The 18,556-nt window shown below is 61.3% G+C and carries 18 protein-coding genes; 5 read left to right on the top strand and 13 right to left on the bottom strand.

Annotation, left to right across the window (positions count from 1 at the left end):
- Window positions 1–188 precede the first annotated feature (188 nt).
- From LIS66_RS03550 to LIS66_RS03530, 5 genes are all read right to left on the bottom strand, one after another.
- Window positions 189–608, bottom strand: coding sequence for a type II toxin-antitoxin system VapC family toxin (locus LIS66_RS03550; RefSeq protein ID WP_116657737.1), 420 nt, complete (start codon window positions 606–608; stop codon window positions 189–191).
- The gene (locus LIS66_RS03545; protein WP_064364524.1) at window positions 605–850 is read right to left on the bottom strand and encodes a FitA-like ribbon-helix-helix domain-containing protein; all 246 of its coding nucleotides are present in this window, start codon (window positions 848–850) and stop codon (window positions 605–607) included. Before LIS66_RS03545 ends, LIS66_RS03550 begins: the two co-directional genes overlap by 4 nt.
- Before the next feature lie 220 nt (window positions 851–1,070).
- Window positions 1,071–2,621, bottom strand: a complete 1,551-nt coding sequence (locus LIS66_RS03540) for an FGGY-family carbohydrate kinase (RefSeq protein ID WP_227973640.1) — start codon at window positions 2,619–2,621, stop codon at window positions 1,071–1,073.
- A complete protein-coding gene (locus tag LIS66_RS03535) occupies window positions 2,618–4,213 on the bottom strand; it encodes a glycerol-3-phosphate dehydrogenase/oxidase (protein WP_042608824.1) in 1,596 nt (531 codons plus the stop codon). Before LIS66_RS03535 ends, LIS66_RS03540 begins: the two co-directional genes overlap by 4 nt.
- Window positions 4,210–5,814 carry an FAD-binding oxidoreductase gene (locus LIS66_RS03530; RefSeq protein WP_227973639.1) on the bottom strand — a complete coding sequence of 535 codons (1,605 nt, stop codon included), beginning with the start codon at window positions 5,812–5,814 and terminating at the stop codon, window positions 4,210–4,212. Before LIS66_RS03530 ends, LIS66_RS03535 begins: the two co-directional genes overlap by 4 nt.
- A 188-nt stretch (window positions 5,815–6,002) precedes the next feature.
- Between LIS66_RS03530 and LIS66_RS03525 the strand changes: the two genes are divergently transcribed.
- A complete protein-coding gene (locus tag LIS66_RS03525; protein WP_227973638.1) occupies window positions 6,003–7,019 on the top strand; it encodes an AraC family transcriptional regulator in 1,017 nt (338 codons plus the stop codon).
- A 479-nt stretch (window positions 7,020–7,498) separates the two neighbouring features.
- Window positions 7,499–7,864: a DUF6124 family protein gene (locus LIS66_RS03520; protein WP_227973637.1), complete on the top strand. Its 366-nt coding sequence runs from the start codon at window positions 7,499–7,501 to the stop codon at window positions 7,862–7,864.
- A 249-nt stretch (window positions 7,865–8,113) separates the two neighbouring features.
- On the opposite strand, the gene LIS66_RS03515 is transcribed toward LIS66_RS03520, so the two are convergent.
- The 7 genes from LIS66_RS03515 to LIS66_RS03480 all read right to left on the bottom strand — a co-directional run bounded on the left by LIS66_RS03515 (window position 8,114) and on the right by LIS66_RS03480 (window position 15,725).
- On the bottom strand, window positions 8,114–8,482 hold the full coding sequence (locus LIS66_RS03515; RefSeq protein WP_064364530.1) for a glyoxalase superfamily protein: 369 nt from the start codon (window positions 8,480–8,482) through the stop codon (window positions 8,114–8,116).
- A 198-nt stretch (window positions 8,483–8,680) separates the two neighbouring features.
- Window positions 8,681–10,138: an N-acyl-D-amino-acid deacylase family protein gene (locus LIS66_RS03510; protein ID WP_227973636.1), complete on the bottom strand. Its 1,458-nt coding sequence runs from the start codon at window positions 10,136–10,138 to the stop codon at window positions 8,681–8,683.
- Between the two features lies 1 nt (window position 10,139).
- Entirely contained in the window at window positions 10,140–11,000 is an 861-nt protein-coding gene (locus tag LIS66_RS03505; RefSeq protein WP_042608818.1) for a MurR/RpiR family transcriptional regulator, read from the bottom strand.
- A gap of 16 nt (window positions 11,001–11,016) precedes the next feature.
- The gene (locus tag LIS66_RS03500; RefSeq protein WP_042608817.1) at window positions 11,017–12,366 is read right to left on the bottom strand and encodes a GntP family permease; all 1,350 of its coding nucleotides are present in this window, start codon (window positions 12,364–12,366) and stop codon (window positions 11,017–11,019) included.
- A 753-nt stretch (window positions 12,367–13,119) separates the two neighbouring features.
- Complete coding sequence (locus LIS66_RS03490) at window positions 13,120–14,013, bottom strand: NAD-dependent epimerase/dehydratase family protein (protein ID WP_227973635.1); 894 nt, start codon at window positions 14,011–14,013, stop codon at window positions 13,120–13,122.
- Between the two features lie 103 nt (window positions 14,014–14,116).
- Window positions 14,117–15,028 (bottom strand): LysR family transcriptional regulator, encoded by a 912-nt coding sequence (locus LIS66_RS03485; protein WP_227973634.1) that lies wholly within the window; start codon window positions 15,026–15,028, stop codon window positions 14,117–14,119.
- 106 nt (window positions 15,029–15,134) lie between these two features.
- Window positions 15,135–15,725 (bottom strand): NAD(P)H-dependent oxidoreductase, encoded by a 591-nt coding sequence (locus LIS66_RS03480; protein WP_042608814.1) that lies wholly within the window; start codon window positions 15,723–15,725, stop codon window positions 15,135–15,137.
- A 181-nt stretch (window positions 15,726–15,906) separates the two neighbouring features.
- Between LIS66_RS03480 and LIS66_RS03475 the strand changes: the two genes are divergently transcribed.
- The gene (locus LIS66_RS03475) at window positions 15,907–16,221 is read left to right on the top strand and encodes a putative quinol monooxygenase (protein WP_042608813.1); all 315 of its coding nucleotides are present in this window, start codon (window positions 15,907–15,909) and stop codon (window positions 16,219–16,221) included.
- On the opposite strand, the gene LIS66_RS03470 is transcribed toward LIS66_RS03475, so the two are convergent.
- The gene (locus LIS66_RS03470; RefSeq protein ID WP_227973633.1) at window positions 16,211–16,975 is read right to left on the bottom strand and encodes a sulfite exporter TauE/SafE family protein; all 765 of its coding nucleotides are present in this window, start codon (window positions 16,973–16,975) and stop codon (window positions 16,211–16,213) included. The genes LIS66_RS03475 and LIS66_RS03470 overlap by 11 nt on opposite strands.
- A 215-nt stretch (window positions 16,976–17,190) precedes the next feature.
- On the opposite strand from LIS66_RS03470, the gene LIS66_RS03465 reads away from it, so the two are divergent.
- Window positions 17,191–18,129 (top strand): LysR substrate-binding domain-containing protein, encoded by a 939-nt coding sequence (locus tag LIS66_RS03465; RefSeq protein WP_227973632.1) that lies wholly within the window; start codon window positions 17,191–17,193, stop codon window positions 18,127–18,129.
- Window positions 18,130–18,170: 41 nt separating this feature from the next.
- Entirely contained in the window at window positions 18,171–18,521 is a 351-nt protein-coding gene (locus LIS66_RS03460) for a cupin domain-containing protein (RefSeq protein ID WP_016770579.1), read from the top strand.
- Window positions 18,522–18,556 lie beyond the last annotated feature (35 nt).

Here is an 18,556-nt window from a genome sequence, read left to right as displayed (position 1 = left end):
CCGTGTAGGAGTGAGCCTGCTCGCGATTGCGGTGGATCAATCAAATCACCGTTGCCTGACACTCCGCATTCGCGAGCAGGCTCGCTCCCACATTGGATTTGTGTGCCACGCTGGATTTTGATCCCGTCGCATAATCCCTGTGGGAGCGAGCCTGCTCGCGAATGCGGTTTAAATGACAGAGCAGATTTTCAGACCTGCCACGGATTGATCACTTCAATCCCGGAAAACTCGAAATCCCGAACATTACGTGTAGCAATCGCAGCTCCGTGGCCTCGGCAGATCGCTGCGATTTGCGCATCGGCCATTGCAATCCCCCGCCCCTCCGCCTCTGCATCGGCGACCAGCGTCGCGTACTCGACGGCCGCGTGCGCATCGAATGGCAAAATCCGCCCGGCAAAATCCTCTTCGAACATTGCCAACGCGTGGGCCTGGAGTTTTTGTTTGCGCTTGCCGGAAGGTAATCGAGCGATGCCGTGCAGTATCTCCGCCACAGTGATCGCGCTGATGGCCAGGTCCATGGCCGGTTGCGCATCCACCCAAGCCAGCACTTGAGCCTCGGGTTCGATGCGCATGAATTCGGATAGAACGTTGGTATCGAGCACTATCATTCAGAGAAGTCCACACCGACCGGTTTCTCTGCACGCGCAGGCAGCTCGAGGTCGACTCCGCCCTCGGCGCTGAAACGCTGGTGAATCCGACTGCCGAGCCCTCCGGCACGATCAACCTTGGTGAGCGCTCGGCCCAGAATCAGCCGAGCTTCTTCTTCCATGGAATGTCCATTGTGTGCAGCGGTAATGCGCAGCTGCTCCTTGAGCGTCTCGTCAAGGTTTCGAATAGTGATGCTAGCCATGTCGTCCTCCTGCAATCAATGAAATCATTGATTGCAGGCTAGCATATTCAGGTCTGATTGAAGTGAGGCCCGCCGAACGGCAGTGCCATCTCAAATACACCGGGATGCCCTTGTAGGAGTGAGCCTGCTCGCGATAGCGGTGGGTCAGTAAAAGGCAGGCTGACTGAAACACCGCTATCGCGAGCAGGCTCACTCCTACAGGGGATTTGTGGTGTGCTTTTTACGCGGGATACCCGGTGATTTTGCGGATGCTTTGGTACAGCGGTTTAAGTTGGCGGTACATGCGCAGGTAAACGTCTTTGTACAGTTGCTGGTAAATCTTGTGCGCCTCGGGTTGTGGGTTGAAAACCGCCCCCACCCGAGTCATCGCGGCAATGGCCGTGGAAAAATCTTTGTGCAATCCCAACCCCACCGCACAACAAATCGCCGCCCCCAACCCGGACGCTTCATACACATGCGGACGCTCGGCCGGCAGGCCGAAGATGTTGGCGGTCAGTTGCATGGCGGCGTCACTTTGCGAGCCGCCGCCGGCGACGCGCAGGCGTTTGATCGAGACCTTTGAGCGTCGCTCGATGTTCTCCATGCCTTGGCGTAGCGCGTAGGCCAGGCCTTCGAGGATCGCGCGGTAGATGTGCGCGCGGGTGTGCACGTCGCCGAAGCCGATCATCGCGCCTTTGGCTTCCACGCCCGGTTCGCGAATCCCCGGTGACCAGTAGGGTTGCAGCATCAGGCCCATCGAGCCCGGCGGCACTTCGTCGACCAGTGCGTCGAACAGTTGCTCCGGTTCGATGCCCTGCGCTTTCGCCTGTTGCATCTCGCGCAGGCCAAACTGATTCTTGAACCAGCTGACCATCCAGTAGCCGCGATAGATCATCACTTCGCAGTTGTACTGATCGGGCACGGCCGAGGGATAGGGCGGGATCAGCGGGACGATTTCCAGGTAGCGTGAGCGGGTGCTGGTGATGGTCGCGGTGGTGCCGTAGGACAGGCACACGGTGCTCGCATCGACCACGCCGGAGCCGATCACTTCGCAGGCCTTGTCCGCGCCAGCGGCAATCAGCGGCAGGCCTTCGGGAATACCTGTATGGCGAGCGGCTTCGGCGGTGATGTAGCCGAGGGTTTCGCCGGGTTTGTGCAGGGTCGGCAACTGCTCGGGGCGCACCGCCAGTGCCTGCCATTTCCAGTCACGCGGGGCCGCCCATTTCAGCCGTTTGAAGTCGAAGGGCAGATAGCCGACGCAGCAGCCCACCGAATCGACGAAGCGCCCGCACAAGCGATGGGTGAGGAAGCCTGAAAGCAGTAAATATTTGTCAGTCGCCGCCCACACCTCGGGTTGATGCCGGGCGATCCAGTTGGCCTCGGCCTGGGCGCGAAAATAATTCACCGTTGCCTTGGCGCCGACCAATTTGAACAGCCAGCCCCACGGCCCTTTGATGCCGCCCTCGACTTCAGTCTGACGTTGATCGAGCCAGACAATTGCCGGGCGCAGCGGTTTGCCCTCGGCGTCGACATTGATCACGGTGCCGCGCTGAGTGGTCAGGGACACGCCGGCAATCTGCGCACGGTCGATGCCGGTCTGCTGCCAGAGTTGCTGACAGGCCTCGCCGAGTTTCGCCCAGTAATATTCCGGGTCCTGCTCGGCCCAACCGGGTTGCGTCGAGTAGTACGCTTGCAAGTCGACTTTGCCTTTGCCGAGCAGATTGCCCTGCAGATCGAAGAGCAACGCACGCACGCTCTGGGTGCCGTTGTCGATGGCCAATAGGTATTTCATGGCGTGATCTCCGGCAAGCCGTGATCGCGCAGCCACAGAAAGCGGTAGCGCTGGATTTCCGCTTGCCAGCGCTCATCGTTCCAAGCCAATCGTGGCTGGCACAGCGTGCGGATCGCCGGCAAATAATCCTCGCCACCGCGCGGCAGCAACAGGCCCAAACGGGTGCGGCGCAGCAACAGATCATCCAGATGCACGACCATTTCCGCCTCGCAGGCAAACGCCAGTTCTGCCCACAACGTGTCGGTGGCACCAACCGTTTCCAGACCGAGTTCGCCGAGCAACTGCGCCAGCCTCGGCAGGTCTCGACCGTGACGCCCGGCCAAGCGTCGCCATTGATTGCCGCTCAGTCCCGCAATCGTCAGCGGCGGCACAGCGGCGAACACCGGCGCACCGTCGTCGACAAAAGAACGCCCAAGCATCGCCGCACAAGCCTTGAGCACTTCGATCGCTTGCGGTCGAAATGTGGTCAGTTTGCCACCGGCCAATGTCACGCAACCGGGCTCCTGCCACAGCACATGTTCGCGGGTTTCGTTCGATGGTTTGTCTTGATGCGCACCCGCCGCGCTGCCCACTACTGGACGCACGCCTGACCAGGTCGAGAGCACGTCGTCGACGCCTACTTCGGCGCCGGGAAATTGCTGCTGGCACGCGGCGAGCAGGTAGTCGAGCTCTTCGCTGGAAATGTGCGCGCTCTGGTCGAGATCGTCGCGGTGATCGAGGTCCGTGGTGCCGACCACTGTCGCGCCTTCCCAGGGAAAAACAAACACCGGACGCCGATCGCGCTGATGCAGAAAAGTGAACGCCTGCGCCACCGGCAAGCGCCAGCCCGGCAGCAACAGATGACTACCGCGCAACGGTCGCAATTGCTTCACAGCTTCAGCGGGACGCAAGCGCTCAGCCCACGCGCCCGTAGCCACGGCCAACACACCGGAGCGCAGTTGCAGCGTCGTGCCGCCCTCGCAATCCTCAACCTGAACCCCGCACACGCGCCCGCCTTCACGCAGCAGTTGCGTGACCCGCACAGCATTGATTATCACCGCGCCATCGGCCCGGGCCTCGCGCAATACGCGCATCACCAGCCGCGCGTCATCGGTCAGTGCATCGACAAAACAGCTGCCGCCGAGCAAACCGTTTTCCTTCACCCCCGGCGCGAGAAAACGCAGTTGCTGGGCGTCATGAAAAGCATGGTTGCGCCGCCCCGCCAGCGCGTCGTACACCGAGAGCAAGCCGCCCATGACACGCGGCCCGGGAAAGCCGCCGCGATAGTGCGGCATCATGAAACTCATCGGCTCGACCAGCCCCGGCGCTTCGTCAAGCAAGCGCTGGCGCTCGCGCACCGAATCGCGGGTCAGGCGCCACTGGCCCTTGGCGATGTAACGCAAACCGCCGTGGACCATTTTCGACGATCGGCTGGACGTACCCCAGGCAAAATCCCGCTGCTCCAGCAGCAGACAACGCCACCCCCGGCGCGCCGCTTCGCGGACAATTCCGGCGCCGCTGATGCCGCCGCCGATGACGATCAGGTCCCAGGTTTGATCCGCCAGCGTCGGCAGCATCTGCTCGCGCCATTGCGCGTTCCAGTTCGCAGTCATGGCCGCGACTCTGGCAACAGCGTGCCGGGATTGAGGCGCCCTTCCGGGTCGAAATGTTCGCTCAGCGCCTGCAAGGTCTGCATCGCCAGCGGGCCTTTTTCCCGTAGCAGATAGGGCGCGTGATCCTTGCCGACGCCGTGCTGATGACTGATGGTGCCGTGGTGGTCGACGATGGTCTGGCTGGCCGCGTGTTTGAGCGCCCGCCATCGCGCCAGCGTTGCGGCATAGTCCGCCGCCGGGCGAAACACATAGGTGGTGTAGATGCTTGAGCCCTCGCCGTAGACGTGCGAGAGATGGGTGAACACATGCACGCGTTCGCCCTCGGCGGCCAAGGCGTCGCGCAGGCTGTTTTCGATGAGGGCGAGCAAGTGATCGACGTTGCTCCAGTCGGTGGCGGTTTCAAGGGTGTCGACCACGTAACCGGCGTTCCACAGGTTCTCGCGCAAGTAGGGAAAGCGGAAGCGGTTCTGCGCCCACTTCTTGCCCAGCAGCGTGCCGGTAAACACGCCGCCGAAGGCTTTCAGATGTTGGCGCGCGTGTTTCAGTGACAGTGCGTTCTGCTGGCGATTGCCGGTGACGCCGAAAGTCAGCAGGCATTTGCCGTCGCCGGCGCCGCGCAGCTTGAGGTACTTCTCCAGCCAGGCGATCTGTTGCGGATGGCCGGCCAGCGCCAGTTGCGTTTCGGTTTCCACCGCGTTGGACAGGCGCAGCATCGACAGCGGTACCCGCGCCTGCGCCAGTTGCCGGATCGCTCGCAGCGCCTGCGGCCAATCGGGCAAAAACACGCCGTAGAAACGCTCGTCCGCCGGCAACGCGCTGACCCGCACTTTGACCTCGGAAATGATCCCGAAACGGCCTTCGCAACCGAGCACCATTTCCCGCAGATCCGGGCCGGCGGCCGACGCCGGGAACGTCGGAATCTGCAGAGGCCCGGCGAACGTTTCCAGGGTGCCGCCAGCGAACAATTGCTCGATCCGCCCGTAGCGCAACGACTGCTGGCCGCTGGAACGACTGGCCACCCAACCGCCCAGCGTCGACAGCTCCCACGACTGCGGAAAATGCCCCAGCGTGTAGCCGCGCGCGCGCAATTGGCTTTCCACTTGCGGCCCGCTGGCGCCGGGGCCGAATGTCGCCAGCAGGCTGTGTTCGTCGAGGTCGGTCAGACGATTCATCCGCGCCAGCGACACCGTCAGTACCGGGCGCGTGGAGTTCGGTGGATTGATGTGCCCGGCCACCGACGTGCCGCCGCCGTAGGGAATCAGGCACAGATCCTGATCATGGGCGAGCGCCAGCAATTGGCGGATCTGCTCAGCGGTTTCCGGAAATGCCACGGCATCGGGATAAGTGCCCAGCGTGCCTTCGCGCAACGCCAGCCAGTCCGGCAGGCTCTGGCCGCGCGCGTGCTGCAGGCGATCGTGAGTGTCGACGCTGTACAAGCGATGCGGCACCAGGCGCGAGGTCGGCACTCGCGCCAACGCCGCTGCCAACGTCGCATCGGGCAGCGCCCGGCCAGCGCCCAAGCGTTCGTGGAGAAACGTCGCGCCCTGGGCCGGCAGTTCGACCACCGTGCCTGCCTCTCCCCAGCCGTTCCAGCGTCGCATGCGTGTGTCCTTTTTCTGCCGTTGGATCAAGCTTGCATACTAGTCAGCGCTGGGGATCTGTCACGGTCGCATCCGGCCAGATCCTGTAGCGAATGGCGCCAAACGTCCGGGCATTTACTTTCGCCGGGCAATCCACTTACCTTGCGCCATTCATTCGCTCACGCGCCGTCGATCAAAGGACCGCGACCATGCCATCGCTCGGCTTCACTTCCGTTCCGCCGCTGCTCAAATACCTGCGCCATGCCGAACAGTTGGGCATGGCCATCGAGCCTGCGTTGGCGGCGGCCGGGTTGCAGGCGCAGCAGTTGAGCGACAACACCTTGCGCCTGCCGGGCGAGGTTCACGAGCGCTTGCTGGATTATTTCTGCGAGCACTCGGGCGATGGGTTGTTCGGGCTGCATGCGGCGAATTTCGTCCTGCCCAATTCGTGGAGCGTGCTCGGTTACATCACCATGAATTGCGCGACGCTGGGCGATGCGATGAGCCGGATCATGCCGTTCGAAAAACTGGTCGGCGACATGGGAGTCAGCCGCGCCGAGGTGCAGGGCGATCATGTTCATCTGATCTGGACTTGCCGCTACGAGCGGCCACGGATTCGCCGGCATCTGGTGGAAAACGTGCTCGGTTCGTGGCTGCACTACGCGCGTTGGATCGCCGACACGCAGCTGTCGCCGGCCTGCGTGTGGCTGGAGCATGCGCGGCCGGATGAGGTGACGCTGGCCGAGTACGAGGGTTTTTTCGGTTGCCCGGTGCTGTTCGATCAGGCGTATTCGGCGCTGGTGGTGCCGCTGGCGTATTTGCAGCTGCCGCTGCGCCAGGCCGATGCGCAATTGCTGCGAACCCTGGAAGAACACGCGATGGGTTTGCTGGCGACGCTGGAAGAGGCGTCGCTGGCGCAGCAGGTGAAGAACATCCTGCGCGGTTTGCTCAAGGAAGGTCTGCCGCGCAAGGAGCAAGTGGCGGAACAGCTCAGCGTGTCGGTGCGCACCTTGCAGCGGCAATTGCAGCAGGCCGGGACGTCGTATCAGCAGATTCTCGATGAGCTGCGTCAGGAGTTGGCGGAGCACTATTTGCTTAATAGCACGTTGCCGATTCAGGACATTGCGCAGTATCTGGGCTTTACAGAACCGCGCTCGTTTCATCGCACGTTCAAGAGCTGGCGCGGGATACCGCCGGGAGAGTTTCGGTTGCGGAATCGGCGGTGAATGTGCCGGCCCTATCGCGAGCAGGCTCACTCCTACAGGGATTTTTGGCGTATGCAAAATCCGCGTACACCGAAGATCAACTGTAGGAGTGAGCCTGCTCGCGATGAGGCCAGCCGCTACACCGCTTAAACAAGCTTTGCCGCAGCTGTTTAAATCAACCCGGCATTCAGCGAAACCACCCACAATTCCTTGCGCCGCTGCCTACGCCTGCGCCAGAATCCGCCGGCTTGTGCCTCCGGGGGCCTGCCGGTAACTTGATTCGGTCACTGATTTCTCAGTGATCGAGCTTAGCGGCTCGGACAGCATTCCGGTTGTACAAGTCCAATTAGGTCAGACTCACGTCTGCGCTCGATGGTGGCTGTGCGCATGGCATCTTCGGATGCACCGGGTTGAATGCTTACCGGTCCGCTAACTTGCGCACAGCTGCCTCCCTTTGCTTAGCGGCGAAACGGATGCAGCTTCATACGAGGCAAGCATTCATGTTCAAAGTAACCCCAAACCCGCCAACCACCGACCCGGCATCACCCTACGAATCCCCCGATTCCAAAAAATTTCACGAAGCCGCCGACCGCGCCCTCGATCATTACCTCGGCACGTCCAGCGCTGAATTCATGGCCCCGCCCTACAAGTCCAACACCCTGTACATGGCCAATCCCGACGCCGACAACGAATCGCTGCTGGCCGATGCCTGCGAAACCCTGGGGTCGGCGACGGTGATGCTCAACGATCAGGCGGGGCTGGTGAACGGAGCGCAACGCAAGACGTTGCAGGGCATTGCGCAGATTGTGATGGTCGCGGAGATGGCAGTGAATCGGGTGCTGGATCGGTTGGTGCCGACTGATTGAGGGTTTTTGGGGATGCGTTGCGGGCGGGTTTTATGGGGTGTCAGGGGTTGCCCTCACCCCAGCCCTCTCCCAGAGGGAGAGGGGGCCGACCCAGCTGTCTTGCGCTGTCCGTCGACCTGAAAGACCGAGTCGATTATGGATTCAGCACAGCACATTCAGGTCGGCGTAACTCCCGAGCATCCCCCAATCGGTCCCCTCTCCCTCCGGGAGAGGGCTAGGGTGAGGGGCTTTAGATCTCAGGCATGCAGATCAAAGACTGATCGCATTGGTAAACACCAACCGATTGCCAAACGGATCGGCAATGGTCATGTCCTGACTCCCCCACGGCATCGCCTGAATCTGCGGATGGGAAAACTTGTAGTCCTTGGCCATCAGCTGCTGCTGAAACACCTCCAGTTCATCGGTCTCGATACGCAGCGCGGAACCCGGGCACGCATCGCCGTGATGCTCGGACAAATGCAGCACACACTCTCCGCGCGACACCTGCAGATACAGCGGGAAATTCGCTTCGAAGCGATGCTGCCAGTCGATCTTGAAACCGAGAAAATCGACGTAGAACTCTACAGCCTTGGCCTCATCGAAGATCCGCAGGATCGGGGTGGTTTTGCCGAAGCTCATGGGGTGCTCCCTGACTGATTGGCCCCACAGTGTAGACGGGGAGGATGTCAGCAAATCGGCCTGTTGATGGCTTTCTTTAATTGCACAGTGCCACTATGAGGCACAGATCAAAAGATCGCAGCCTTCGGCAGCTCCTTGCATTGAAATGCGATCTCCGTAGGAGCTGCCGAAGGCTGCGATCTTTTGGCGTCATTCGACTCAACGAAACCCTTCGCGCAAATCACCTTCGCGAGCCAGAAACCGCCCTGCCCTGCTCCCATTCGCCTGCCCGTCGCGATAACTCAAAACGCCGTTGACCCACACCCCGTCAATCCCCTGCGCCGCCCGCTGCGGATCGTTGAAATCGGCCACATCCCGCACAGTTTGCGGATCGAACAACACCAGATCCGCCCAATGTCCTTCACGAATCTCGCCCCTTTCCTGCAAGCCAAAACGCGCCGCCGACAGACCGCTCATCTTGTGCACGGCGGTGTGCAGCGGAAACAGGCCGACATCGCGGCTGAAATGGCCGAGCACCCGTGGGAAAGCGCCCCACAGGCGCGGATGCGGGAACGGGTCTTCCGGCAGTCCGTCAGAACCGACCATCGACAGCGGATGGGCGAGGATTCTTCGTACATCCGCCTCATCCATGCCGTAGTACACCGCGCCGGCCGGTTGCAGCCGTTTCGCGGTTTCTTCCAGCGACAGCTTCCATTCGCCAGCAATGTCGATCAGGTCGCGCCCGCTGACTTCCGGATGCGGCGTCGACCAGGTGATGGTGATGCGATGGGCGTCGGTGACCTGTTTCAAATCCAGAGTCGAGGAACTCGCCGCGTACGGGTAGCAATCGCAGCCGACCGGGTGAGTTTTCGCTGCATCTTCCAAGGCTGCGAGCAATTGCGGACTGCGCCCCCAATTACCGACGCCGGCGCATTTGAGGTGGGAAATGATCACCGGCGATTGCGCGTGTCGGCCGATCTGGAACGCCTCGTCCATCGCCTCCAACACCGGGGCGAATTCGCTGCGCAAATGGGTGGTGTACACCGCGCCGAACGCCGTGAGTTCTTCGGTCAGTTGCATGACCTCATCGGTGGACGCGTTGAAGGCGCTGGCGTAGGCCAGGCCTGTGGATAAACCCAATGCGCCGGCTTCGAGGCTGTCGCGCAACTGCTCGCGCATCGCAGTGATTTCAGTGGGCGTCGCGGTGCGCAACAAGTCGTCGAGGTGATTGCTGCGCAGCGCCGTGTGGCCGACCAGCGCGGCGACATTCAGCGTGGGGTTGGCCGCTTCGACGGCGGCGCGGTAGTCGCTGAAACGTGGATAAACAAACGCTGCGGCAGTGCCGAGCAGGTTCATCGGGTCCGGCGGATTGCCCTTGAGGCTGACCGGCGAAGCGCTGATGCCGCAGTTGCCAACGATCACCGTGGTCACGCCTTGGCTGAGCTTGGGCAGCATTGCAGGTTGGCGGGTGACCACGGTGTCGTCGTGGGTGTGCACGTCGATGAAACCCGGCGCCAGCACCCGGCCGGCGGCGTCGATTTCTTGCGTGGCGCGAGCGTCAGGCAGGTCGCCGATGCGCTCGATGCGACCATTGAGAATCGCCACGTCTGCGCGGTAGCCCGGCGTGTTGCTGCCGTCGATGACCAAGGCGTTGCGGATCAGGGTGTCGTACTGCATGTCAGTCTCCCAGCGGCAGGTGATCGTCGCCGCCACGGTATTCGTCGAGGGCGAGTTTGATTCGCCGCAGACGTTCTTGATTGTCTTCAGGGCTGGCCAGCGCCAGCTCGGTGGCGAGCACGTCGATGGCCAGCAGCATGCCGTAGCGCGCCGCCGTCGGTTTGTAGATGAACGAGGTTTCCGCGCCTTGCAGGGGCAGGACGACGTCGGCCAATTCCGCCAGCGGTGAATCGCCGCGAGTGATGGCGAGGATGCGCGCGCCGTAGTTGCGCGCCAGTTCGACCGTTTCCAAAAGCTCCGGGGTGATGCCGGTCAGCGAGCAGACGATCAGCACTTGCTCGGCATTGAGGCTGGCGGCGGTGACGCGCATCATCACCGCGTCATGACACACGGCGATCGGGTAACCGAGGCGCACCAGGCGCACCTGCAATTCATCGCTGCACAGGGTCGAGCAACCGCCCATGCCGAACGCATGAATCATCCGCGCCTGGCTGAGCAATTTCACCGCATCGGCAAAACGCGATTCGTCGAAACCGGCCAGATGCTGACGCAGCGTGGTTTCGATGTCGCCGACGATTTGCCCGTAGAACGCCGACTGCTCAGGCGTGCCCGCCGGGTCGAGAAAACGGCTGCCCACGCCGCTGGCCTGGGCCAGTTGCAGGCGCAGGTCACGCAGGTCGCGGCAGCCAACCGTGCGGGCAAAACGCGACAGCGTAGCGGTGCTGACTTCGGCGCGTTGCGCGAGGTCTTCGAGGCTGGCGCTCGCGGCAAAGCCGACATCGTCGAGCATCAGCCGAGCGATGCGGCCCTCGCCGGCGCTGAAGGAATCCTGGCGGGCGCGGATCTGGTAGAGGATGTCCATGGGCGGCGGGCTCCGGTTACAGCAGGTAGGAAAGGCCGACGGTCAGGGCGAAAGCGACCAGCGAGATCAACGTCTCGAGCACGGTCCAGGTCTTGAACGTCTGCGCGACCGTCATGTTGAAGTATTCCTTGATCAACCAGAAGCCGCCGTCGTTGACGTGGGAAAAGATAACCGAGCCGGCGCCAGTCGCCAGCACTAAAAGCTCAGGGTGTGGATAACCCAGACCGATGGCCACCGGCGCGACAACGCCTGATGCGGTGGTCATCGCCACGGTTGCAGAACCGGTGGCAACGCGCATCAGTGCTGCGAACAGCCAGCCCATGATCAGCGGCGACAGGTGAAATTCGTGAGCGAGGCCGACGATCTGATCGGTCACGCCGGCATCCACCAGAATCCGGTTCAAGCCACCGCCAGCGCCTACCAGCAAGGTGATGCTGGCGGTGGGTGCGAGGCATTCGTTGGTGAACTTGAGGATCGATTCGCGGTTGAAGCCTTGGGCGATGCCCAGCGTCCAAAAGCTCAGCAAGGTCGCCAGCAGCAGCGCGATCACCGAGTTGCCGATGAACAACAGGAACTGGTTGAACGCGCTGCCGGGAGTGGAAATCAGGTTGGCCCAGCCGCCGATCAGCATCAGCACCACCGGCAGCAGAATGGTCGCCATGGTGATGCCGAAACCCGGCAGTTTGTCGCGCGGTTCGCGCTCGAGAAATTGCTTTTCCAGCGGGTTGTCCGCCGGCAATTGAATGCGCGGCACGATGAATTTGGCGTACAGCGGGCCGGCGATGATCGCCGTCGGAATGCCGATCGCGATGGCGTACAGCAAGGTCTGCCCGACCGAGGCCTGATAGGCCTGCACCGCAAGCATCGCCGCCGGGTGCGGTGGGACCAGCGCATGCACCACCGAGAGCCCGGCAACCATCGGCAGACCGACCATCAGAATCGACACGCCAACGCGGCGGGCCACGGTGAAGGCGATTGGCACCAGCAGGACGAAACCGACTTCGAAGAACAGCGGCAAGCCGACCAGAAATGCGATGCAGACCATCGCCCAATGCGCGTTCTTCTCGCCGAATCGCTCGATCAGCGTCCGCGCCATCTGCTCGGCGCCACCGGACTCGGCCATCATCTTGCCGAGCATCGTCCCCAACGCCACCACCAGCGCAATATGCCCCAGCGTCTTGCCGACACCGGCCTCATACGCACCGACCACAGCCGACGGCGGCATCCCGGCCACCAGCGCCAGGCCCAGGGAAATCAGAGTGATGACAATGAACGGATTGAGCCGGTAACGGGCGATCAACACGATCAGCGCAATGATGGCCACGGCGGCGTATACGAGCAGCCAATAGCCGAAGGAAGGCGTCATGCGGTACTCCTCGAAAGGGTCACGTTCGAATGGGTGGTGAAACTCATAAATCATTTCGAGATCGAGATTTCAAACCGCATGAAAGTAATTTTCGTGGAGAGACAAGGTGTGTCGCTGGTGAGTATGTGCTGTCGTGATTAATGAAAATTGCGGGGCGGGATTTTCATGCCTTTCCAGATCACCACATAAACCTGTGGGAGCGAGCCTGCTCGCGAAGGCGGCGTCACATTCCACAACTTCATTGCCTGACCCACCGCATTCGCGAGCAGGCTCGCTCCCACAGTTTTTGATCGCATTCCTTCAGCCAAAACGCGGTCACCTGTAGGAGTGAGCCTGCTCGCGATAGCGGTGGGTCAAAACATGATTCTCTGACTGACCCAACGCTATCGCGAGCAGGCTCACTCCTACAGTTTTTGATCGCATTCCTTCAGCAACATCGCAATCAACCTGTGGGAGCGAGCCTGCTCGCGAAGGCGGCTTCACATTCAACATCTTCATTGACTGACCTACCGCATTCGCGAGCAGGCTCGCTCCCACAGTTTTGATCGCATTCCTTCAGGCAGAACGCGTTCAACCCTGTAGGAGTGAGCCTGCTCGCGATTGCGGTGTGTCAAAACAAGATTATTTGCCTGACACCACGTCATCGCGAGCAGGCTCACTCCTACAGTTTTTGATCGCATTCCTTCAGGCAGAACGCGGTCATCTGTGGGAGCGAGCCTGCTCGCGAATGGCTTCACTCGGTGTGCGCTGGACTCACACCATTTCGTTACGTATCCATTCAACCACCGACGTGCGTTTCGGCGTCCAGCCCAGCAGTTCGCGGGCGTGTTTGCCGCGTACGCGGCTGTTGGAGCCGAGGCCGTAGTTGGCCATTTCATAGCCCCATTCGGCTTCGGCGTCTTGCAGTGGCCAGTCTTGCGGTTTGCCCAGATTGAGGGCTTCGGCCATGGCGGTGGTCATGTCGATGAACGACGCTTCACCGCTTTCAACGAAGTAGAAAGTGCCCGGCACATTCCTGGTCAGCGCCAGCAGATACAGGGCGACGACGTCCTCGATGTGCACGTTGGACCAGATGTTCTGGCCGCTGCCAACGTGGCGCACCACGCCGCTCTTGCGCGCCTGTTTCAGCAGTCGCGGCAATTGCACGCTGTCGCGTTTGACGCCCAGGCTGTGGCCGTAGATCAGGGTGTTGCAGATCACCGCCGAGTTCACTCCATCCTTCGACGCCGCGAGCACCAGATTGTCGATGGCCACGCGATCGGCTTTATCGACGGTCGGTTCCGGCAGGTTGTCTTCGTAATAAATGACGTCGCTGGATTTGCCGCCGGACGCATCGCCGACGATGCTCGAACCGCTGGTGTGCAGAAAGACTCTATTGGAACCGCGCAAAGCGTCGAGCAACGCTTCAACCGCGCCGCGATGATCACTGCTGGCCGCGTTGATCACCGCATCGGCAGCACGGGCCTGTTCCGCCAGCAATTGGCTGTCATCGAGGGTGCCGATCACCGCATGCATGCCCAATGCTTTAAGCTCGTTTGCCTGCTCGGCGCTGCGCACCAGACCAGTAACCTTGTGCCCGGCCTGAACCAGACCGGTGGCGATGGAACCGCCGATAAAACCGGCCGCGCCGGTGACGAAAACATTCATGGAGTAACTCCCTGCGTGAATAAGTGATGCAACGAGTATCGGCCGATGAAACCCGGCGAAAAACCCGCCCTCGGCCAATTCACTCTTGCGCAGGGATCACGAATCAGCCCTTGAATTCGGCGCTGGCGTAGGCGGCGAGTTTGCCCTGGATAAAGTCGAGGAAGCACTGGATGCGCAACGCCAGCTGCGAGTTGCGGTAGTACACCGCGTTGATCGGCTGGCGGTAGCCGCTGTTGAATTCACCGAGCAGGACTTTCAGGCGTCCGGCGCGAATATCGTCGATGGTCATGAAGTGCGACAGACAAGCGATGCCCTGCCCTTCCAGCACCAAATGACGCACGGTCTCGCCGCTGGAGGCGCTGATCGCCGGGGTGATCGGCCAGCGATCGCCATGCACAAAGCGCAGCGGCCATTGGTTGAGGCCCTCGTTCTGGGTGAAGCCGAGCAGAGTGTGTTCACTCAGGTCTGCGACCTGCCGGGGCGCGCCGTGTTTTTTCAGGTAAGCAGGGCTGGCAACAATCAGCAACGGACTGCAGCCGAGCGAACGCGCATGCAACGTCGAGTCGGCGAGGGTGCCGATGCGGATGGCGACGTCGGTGCTTTGTTCCAGCAGGTCAATGATCAGGTCATTGCTGTTGAGTTCGAGCTGAATGTCCGGATACAACTGCCGGAACTCGTCGATGTAGGGGACGATGGCGTGGAGCATGAACGGCGAGGCGGCGTTGATGCGCAAACGTCCGGACGGAGTCTGCTGGCGCGAGGACAGGCGTTCTTCGAGTTGATCCATCTGATCGAGGATCAGCTTGGCCTGTTCGAAGAAATACTTGCCCTCCTCGGTCAGGTCCATGCGCCGCGTGGTGCGGTTGATCAGCGTGGTGTCGAGTTTGGCTTCGAGCCGGGACAGCGTGCGGCTCACCGCCGACGGCGTCTGCCCGAGCTGCTCGGCGGCGGCGGAAATCGAACCGCATTCGATCACGCAGACGAAAATCTGCAACTCATCGGATCTGGCTTTCACGGGTGTCCTCGCTGGAATCGCCGATCGCAGCCAGTCGCCATGCCCCCTGCAGGAGCTGCCGAAGGCTGCGATCTTTTGCTGTGACCCCGATATTAGCCTGAAAGCCTCAAGCCTTGAGGCCAAACACCTCAGTCAGATGCTGCTCATAACGCACCACATCATTCTCGATATTTGGACGCTTCATCACGTCAACGCAGAGGAAGGTCGGCAGCGCGGTCATGCCAAGGAATTCGTTGGCCTTGTGGAACGGGAAGTACACGGCGTCCACGCCTTTGGCTTCGAAGAAATCCGTCGGGTCATCGAAGGCTTGCTGCGGCGCGTTCCAGGTCAGCGACAGCATGTATTGCTTGCCCTGAATCAAACCGCCACTGCCGTACTTCTGCGAGGCATCGGAACGAGTGCGACCGTCGCTGGCGTAGAGGCTGCCGTGGCCTTCAGTGAAGACTTCGTCGATGTACTTTTTCACCGTCCACGGCGCGCCCATCCACCAGCCCGGCATCTGATAAATAATCACGTCGGCCCAGAGGAATTTCGCCACTTCTTCCGCAACGTCGTAGCCCTCATCAATGAAGGTGGTCTTGACGTCGACACCGCCGCGATCGAGCACGCTCAGCGCGGTTTCGTGCAGGGTAGTGTTGTAGCGGCCATCGGAGTGGGCGAATTTTTTACCGCCATTGAGCAACAGGACTTTTTTCATCGGAAAACCTCGGCGCAGCCCTTGGGGCTGGTGGCAACATTAAATGGAATGGCGGCAGATTAACCATCGATCTCGCGCGGAAACAGCCATGTCAGCGCAAAATACATTTGATCAAAACGCACGAATCGATAGCCAATTGTTGCCGTAACATTCGACGCTTTCTGCATCCGAGGAAGTTGTGATGAGTGAACGCCAGGGTTTCATCCTGCACGCCAAGACCCGCCCGGAAAAAGCCGCCGAGTTCGAAGCGCTGTTCCGCGCCTATGTCGAGCCGAGCCGCGCCGAACCGGGCTGCATCGAGTACCACATGCTGCGGGACAAAGAGGATCCGACGCTGTTTATCTTCTACGAGATCTGGGCAAGTCAGGCGCATCTGGATGTGCACTCAGCGTTGCCGCACATGAAAGCGTTCTTCGCCAAACGCATGGAGTATCTGGAGCGCGATTTCGATATCCGCCCGATCGACATGCTCAGCGAATCGTCGGCTAGCCGCTGATCAGCAAATGGGCGCCGAGCGCGCCCAGTCCGATAAAGAACACCCGCTTGAACAGCGCCGCACTGATGCGCTGACGCAGCCATTGGCCGAGCCACATGCCGAGCATGGCCGGGATCAGCGCCAGCAGCGACGCGCTCAATTCGCCACCGCCAAGTGCGCCGTGCCAGAGCAGCCCGAGCGCCAGCGCCAGGGTCGAAACTGTGAAGGACAGACCGAGCGCCTGCACCAGCTCATCGCGGCTCAGACCCATTGCTTGCAGGTACGGCACCGCCGGAATCACGAAGACGCCGGTGGCGGAGGTGATGACGCCGGTGATCAGGCCACACAGCGGACCGAGCCAGCGCTCATGGCGCGGGTTGACGTGCAGCGTCGGCAGAAACAGCCCGCTCAACGCATACAGCAACAGCGCCGCGCCGAGCCCGCGCACGACCCAATGGCCGCCAGCCATGCCAATCCAGAAGGTGCCGATGCCGGTGCCGAGAAAGATCATCAGCAGTATGGGCCAGAGGCGTTTGATCAATCTCTGCAAATGACCGCCGAAGGCCAGTTGCCAGAGGTTGGTCAGGGTCGCGGGGACGATCAACATCGCGGCTGCCTGCGCTGGCGCCATAGCCAGACCGAGCAGGCCCATCGCGACAGTCGGCAGGCCGAGGCCGATCACGCCTTTGACCGTGCCGGCGAGGAGGAAGGTGGCGATGACCAGTAGAGAAAGGGTCAGGCCGAGGGTTTGGTAGAAGTCGGTCAGTGTGTGCATTGGGGTAATGTGCACTGATCCGGGTGCGGTGGAAATCTGCCATATACTGAGGCTGCCTCTTTCAGAACAAGAGGCTGATATTTTTATCAGGGCATCTGGCCCTATCGCGAGCAGGCTCACTCCTACAGTTTTGTGTTCGCAGCAGATCCCTTGTAGGAGTGAGCCTGCTCGCGATGAGGCCAGCCCAGACACCACAAAAACCAGAGGCAAACCCCATGCACTTCGACCTCACCGACCTGCGCCTCTACATGCACATCATCGACACCGGCAACATCACCGCCGGTGCCGCGCGCAGTCACCTATCCCTCGCCGCCGCCAGCGCCAGAATCCGCGCGATGGAAGCCTCGCTGGGCGCCGAATTCCTTGAGCGCGGTCGGCGTGGTGTCATGCCAACGCCCGCCGGGAAAGCCCTCGCCCGCCACGCGCGCATTCTTTTGCAACAGGCCGAGCGCCTGCAGCAGGAACTCGCTGAATATGCACAAGGCGTCAAAGGCCAGGTGCGGCTGTTGTGCAACACCACCGCGATCACCGAATACCTGCCAGAAGTGCTCGCGGATTTCCTGCGCAACCATCCCAATCTGGACATCGATCTGCAGGAACTGCCTAGCGCGCGGATCACCCATGCCTTGCGTGAAGGCGCAGCGGAACTGGGCATCGTGTCCGACGCGGTCGACAGCAACGGCCTACAGACGCAGGCTTTTCGCGACGATCCGCTGGTGCTGATTCTGCCGCTTGACCACCCGTTGTCTGACGCCGCCGAGGTCAGTTTCAGCGACGTGTTGCAGCATGACTTTGTCGGACTGAGTGCCGACAGCGCACTGGCGATTTATCTGGAAGAACAGGCGCTGCACAGCGGCGCGCGGATGCAGGTGCGCATTCGCGCCGATGGCTTCGACGGGGCGATGCGCATGGTCGCACGAGGTGCGGGGCTGGCCATCGTGCCCTTGGCCGCTGTCGAACGCGCGAGGGTCGAACGCTTCAAATGTGTGGCGCTCAATGAACCGTGGGCGCGCCGCACGTTGATGCTCTGCGCAAGAGACTTCGCCGCGTTGCCGGGTTATGCCCAGGCATTGTTACAAGCGCTCACCGCTGCGCGCGTTTCTGAGCACTCCGATGTCGACCCCAGACAACTGAGCGACAACCCGGCGCTATAGGGTGCGACTTCAATCTCAAGTCCACTTGCCCGGAGTCCCTCATGACCGCGACCGCCCCTATCACCGTTCTGCGCGACACTCACCCGCTGCCGGTACTCGATGCCTGCAAATGGGAAAAACTCGAAGGCGACCCGCACACCGTCAACCTCAACGCCTACACCAGCGAAGACGGCAGCAAGATCATGGGCACGTGGATCTGCACGCCGGGCAAGTGGCGGGTCGATTATGTGAAGTGGGAATACTGCCATTTCCAGGAAGGCTACTGCGTGATCACCCCGGACGGCATGGCGCCGATTCACCTGCGCGCCGGCGATATCTTCGTGGTTGAGCCGGGCATGAAAGGCACGTGGGAAGTGGTCGAGACCGTGCGCAAGTATTTCGTCTTCGCCTGATAAAGCAAAAGATCGCAGCCTTCGGCAGCTCCTAC

The sequence above is a fragment of the Pseudomonas sp. HN2 genome (genome assembly GCF_020736465.1).
Classification (GTDB): domain Bacteria; phylum Pseudomonadota; class Gammaproteobacteria; order Pseudomonadales; family Pseudomonadaceae; genus Aquipseudomonas; species Aquipseudomonas moraviensis_A.
This window is presented reverse-complemented; position numbering and strand designations above follow the sequence as displayed.

Bases quoted from the DNA above. Each gene is read 5' to 3' on its own strand.
- LIS66_RS03550 (WP_116657737.1), bottom strand. From the start codon at position 608: ATGATAGTGCTCGATACCAACGTTCTATCCGAATTCATGCGCATCGAA.
- LIS66_RS03545 (WP_064364524.1), bottom strand. From the start codon at position 850: ATGGCTAGCATCACTATTCGAAACCTTGACGAGACGCTCAAGGAGCAG.
- LIS66_RS03540 (WP_227973640.1), bottom strand. From the start codon at position 2,621: ATGAAATACCTATTGGCCATCGACAACGGCACCCAGAGCGTGCGTGCG.
- LIS66_RS03535 (WP_042608824.1), bottom strand. From the start codon at position 4,213: ATGACTGCGAACTGGAACGCGCAATGGCGCGAGCAGATGCTGCCGACG.
- LIS66_RS03530 (WP_227973639.1), bottom strand. From the start codon at position 5,814: ATGCGACGCTGGAACGGCTGGGGAGAGGCAGGCACGGTGGTCGAACTG.
- LIS66_RS03525 (WP_227973638.1), top strand. From the start codon at position 6,003: ATGCCATCGCTCGGCTTCACTTCCGTTCCGCCGCTGCTCAAATACCTG.
- LIS66_RS03520 (WP_227973637.1), top strand. From the start codon at position 7,499: ATGTTCAAAGTAACCCCAAACCCGCCAACCACCGACCCGGCATCACCC.
- LIS66_RS03515 (WP_064364530.1), bottom strand. From the start codon at position 8,482: ATGAGCTTCGGCAAAACCACCCCGATCCTGCGGATCTTCGATGAGGCC.
- LIS66_RS03510 (WP_227973636.1), bottom strand. From the start codon at position 10,138: ATGCAGTACGACACCCTGATCCGCAACGCCTTGGTCATCGACGGCAGC.
- LIS66_RS03505 (WP_042608818.1), bottom strand. From the start codon at position 11,000: ATGGACATCCTCTACCAGATCCGCGCCCGCCAGGATTCCTTCAGCGCC.
- LIS66_RS03500 (WP_042608817.1), bottom strand. From the start codon at position 12,366: ATGACGCCTTCCTTCGGCTATTGGCTGCTCGTATACGCCGCCGTGGCC.
- LIS66_RS03490 (WP_227973635.1), bottom strand. From the start codon at position 14,013: ATGAATGTTTTCGTCACCGGCGCGGCCGGTTTTATCGGCGGTTCCATC.
- LIS66_RS03480 (WP_042608814.1), bottom strand. From the start codon at position 15,725: ATGAAAAAAGTCCTGTTGCTCAATGGCGGTAAAAAATTCGCCCACTCC.
- LIS66_RS03475 (WP_042608813.1), top strand. From the start codon at position 15,907: ATGAGTGAACGCCAGGGTTTCATCCTGCACGCCAAGACCCGCCCGGAA.
- LIS66_RS03470 (WP_227973633.1), bottom strand. From the start codon at position 16,975: ATGCACACACTGACCGACTTCTACCAAACCCTCGGCCTGACCCTTTCT.
- LIS66_RS03465 (WP_227973632.1), top strand. From the start codon at position 17,191: ATGCACTTCGACCTCACCGACCTGCGCCTCTACATGCACATCATCGAC.
- LIS66_RS03460 (WP_016770579.1), top strand. From the start codon at position 18,171: ATGACCGCGACCGCCCCTATCACCGTTCTGCGCGACACTCACCCGCTG.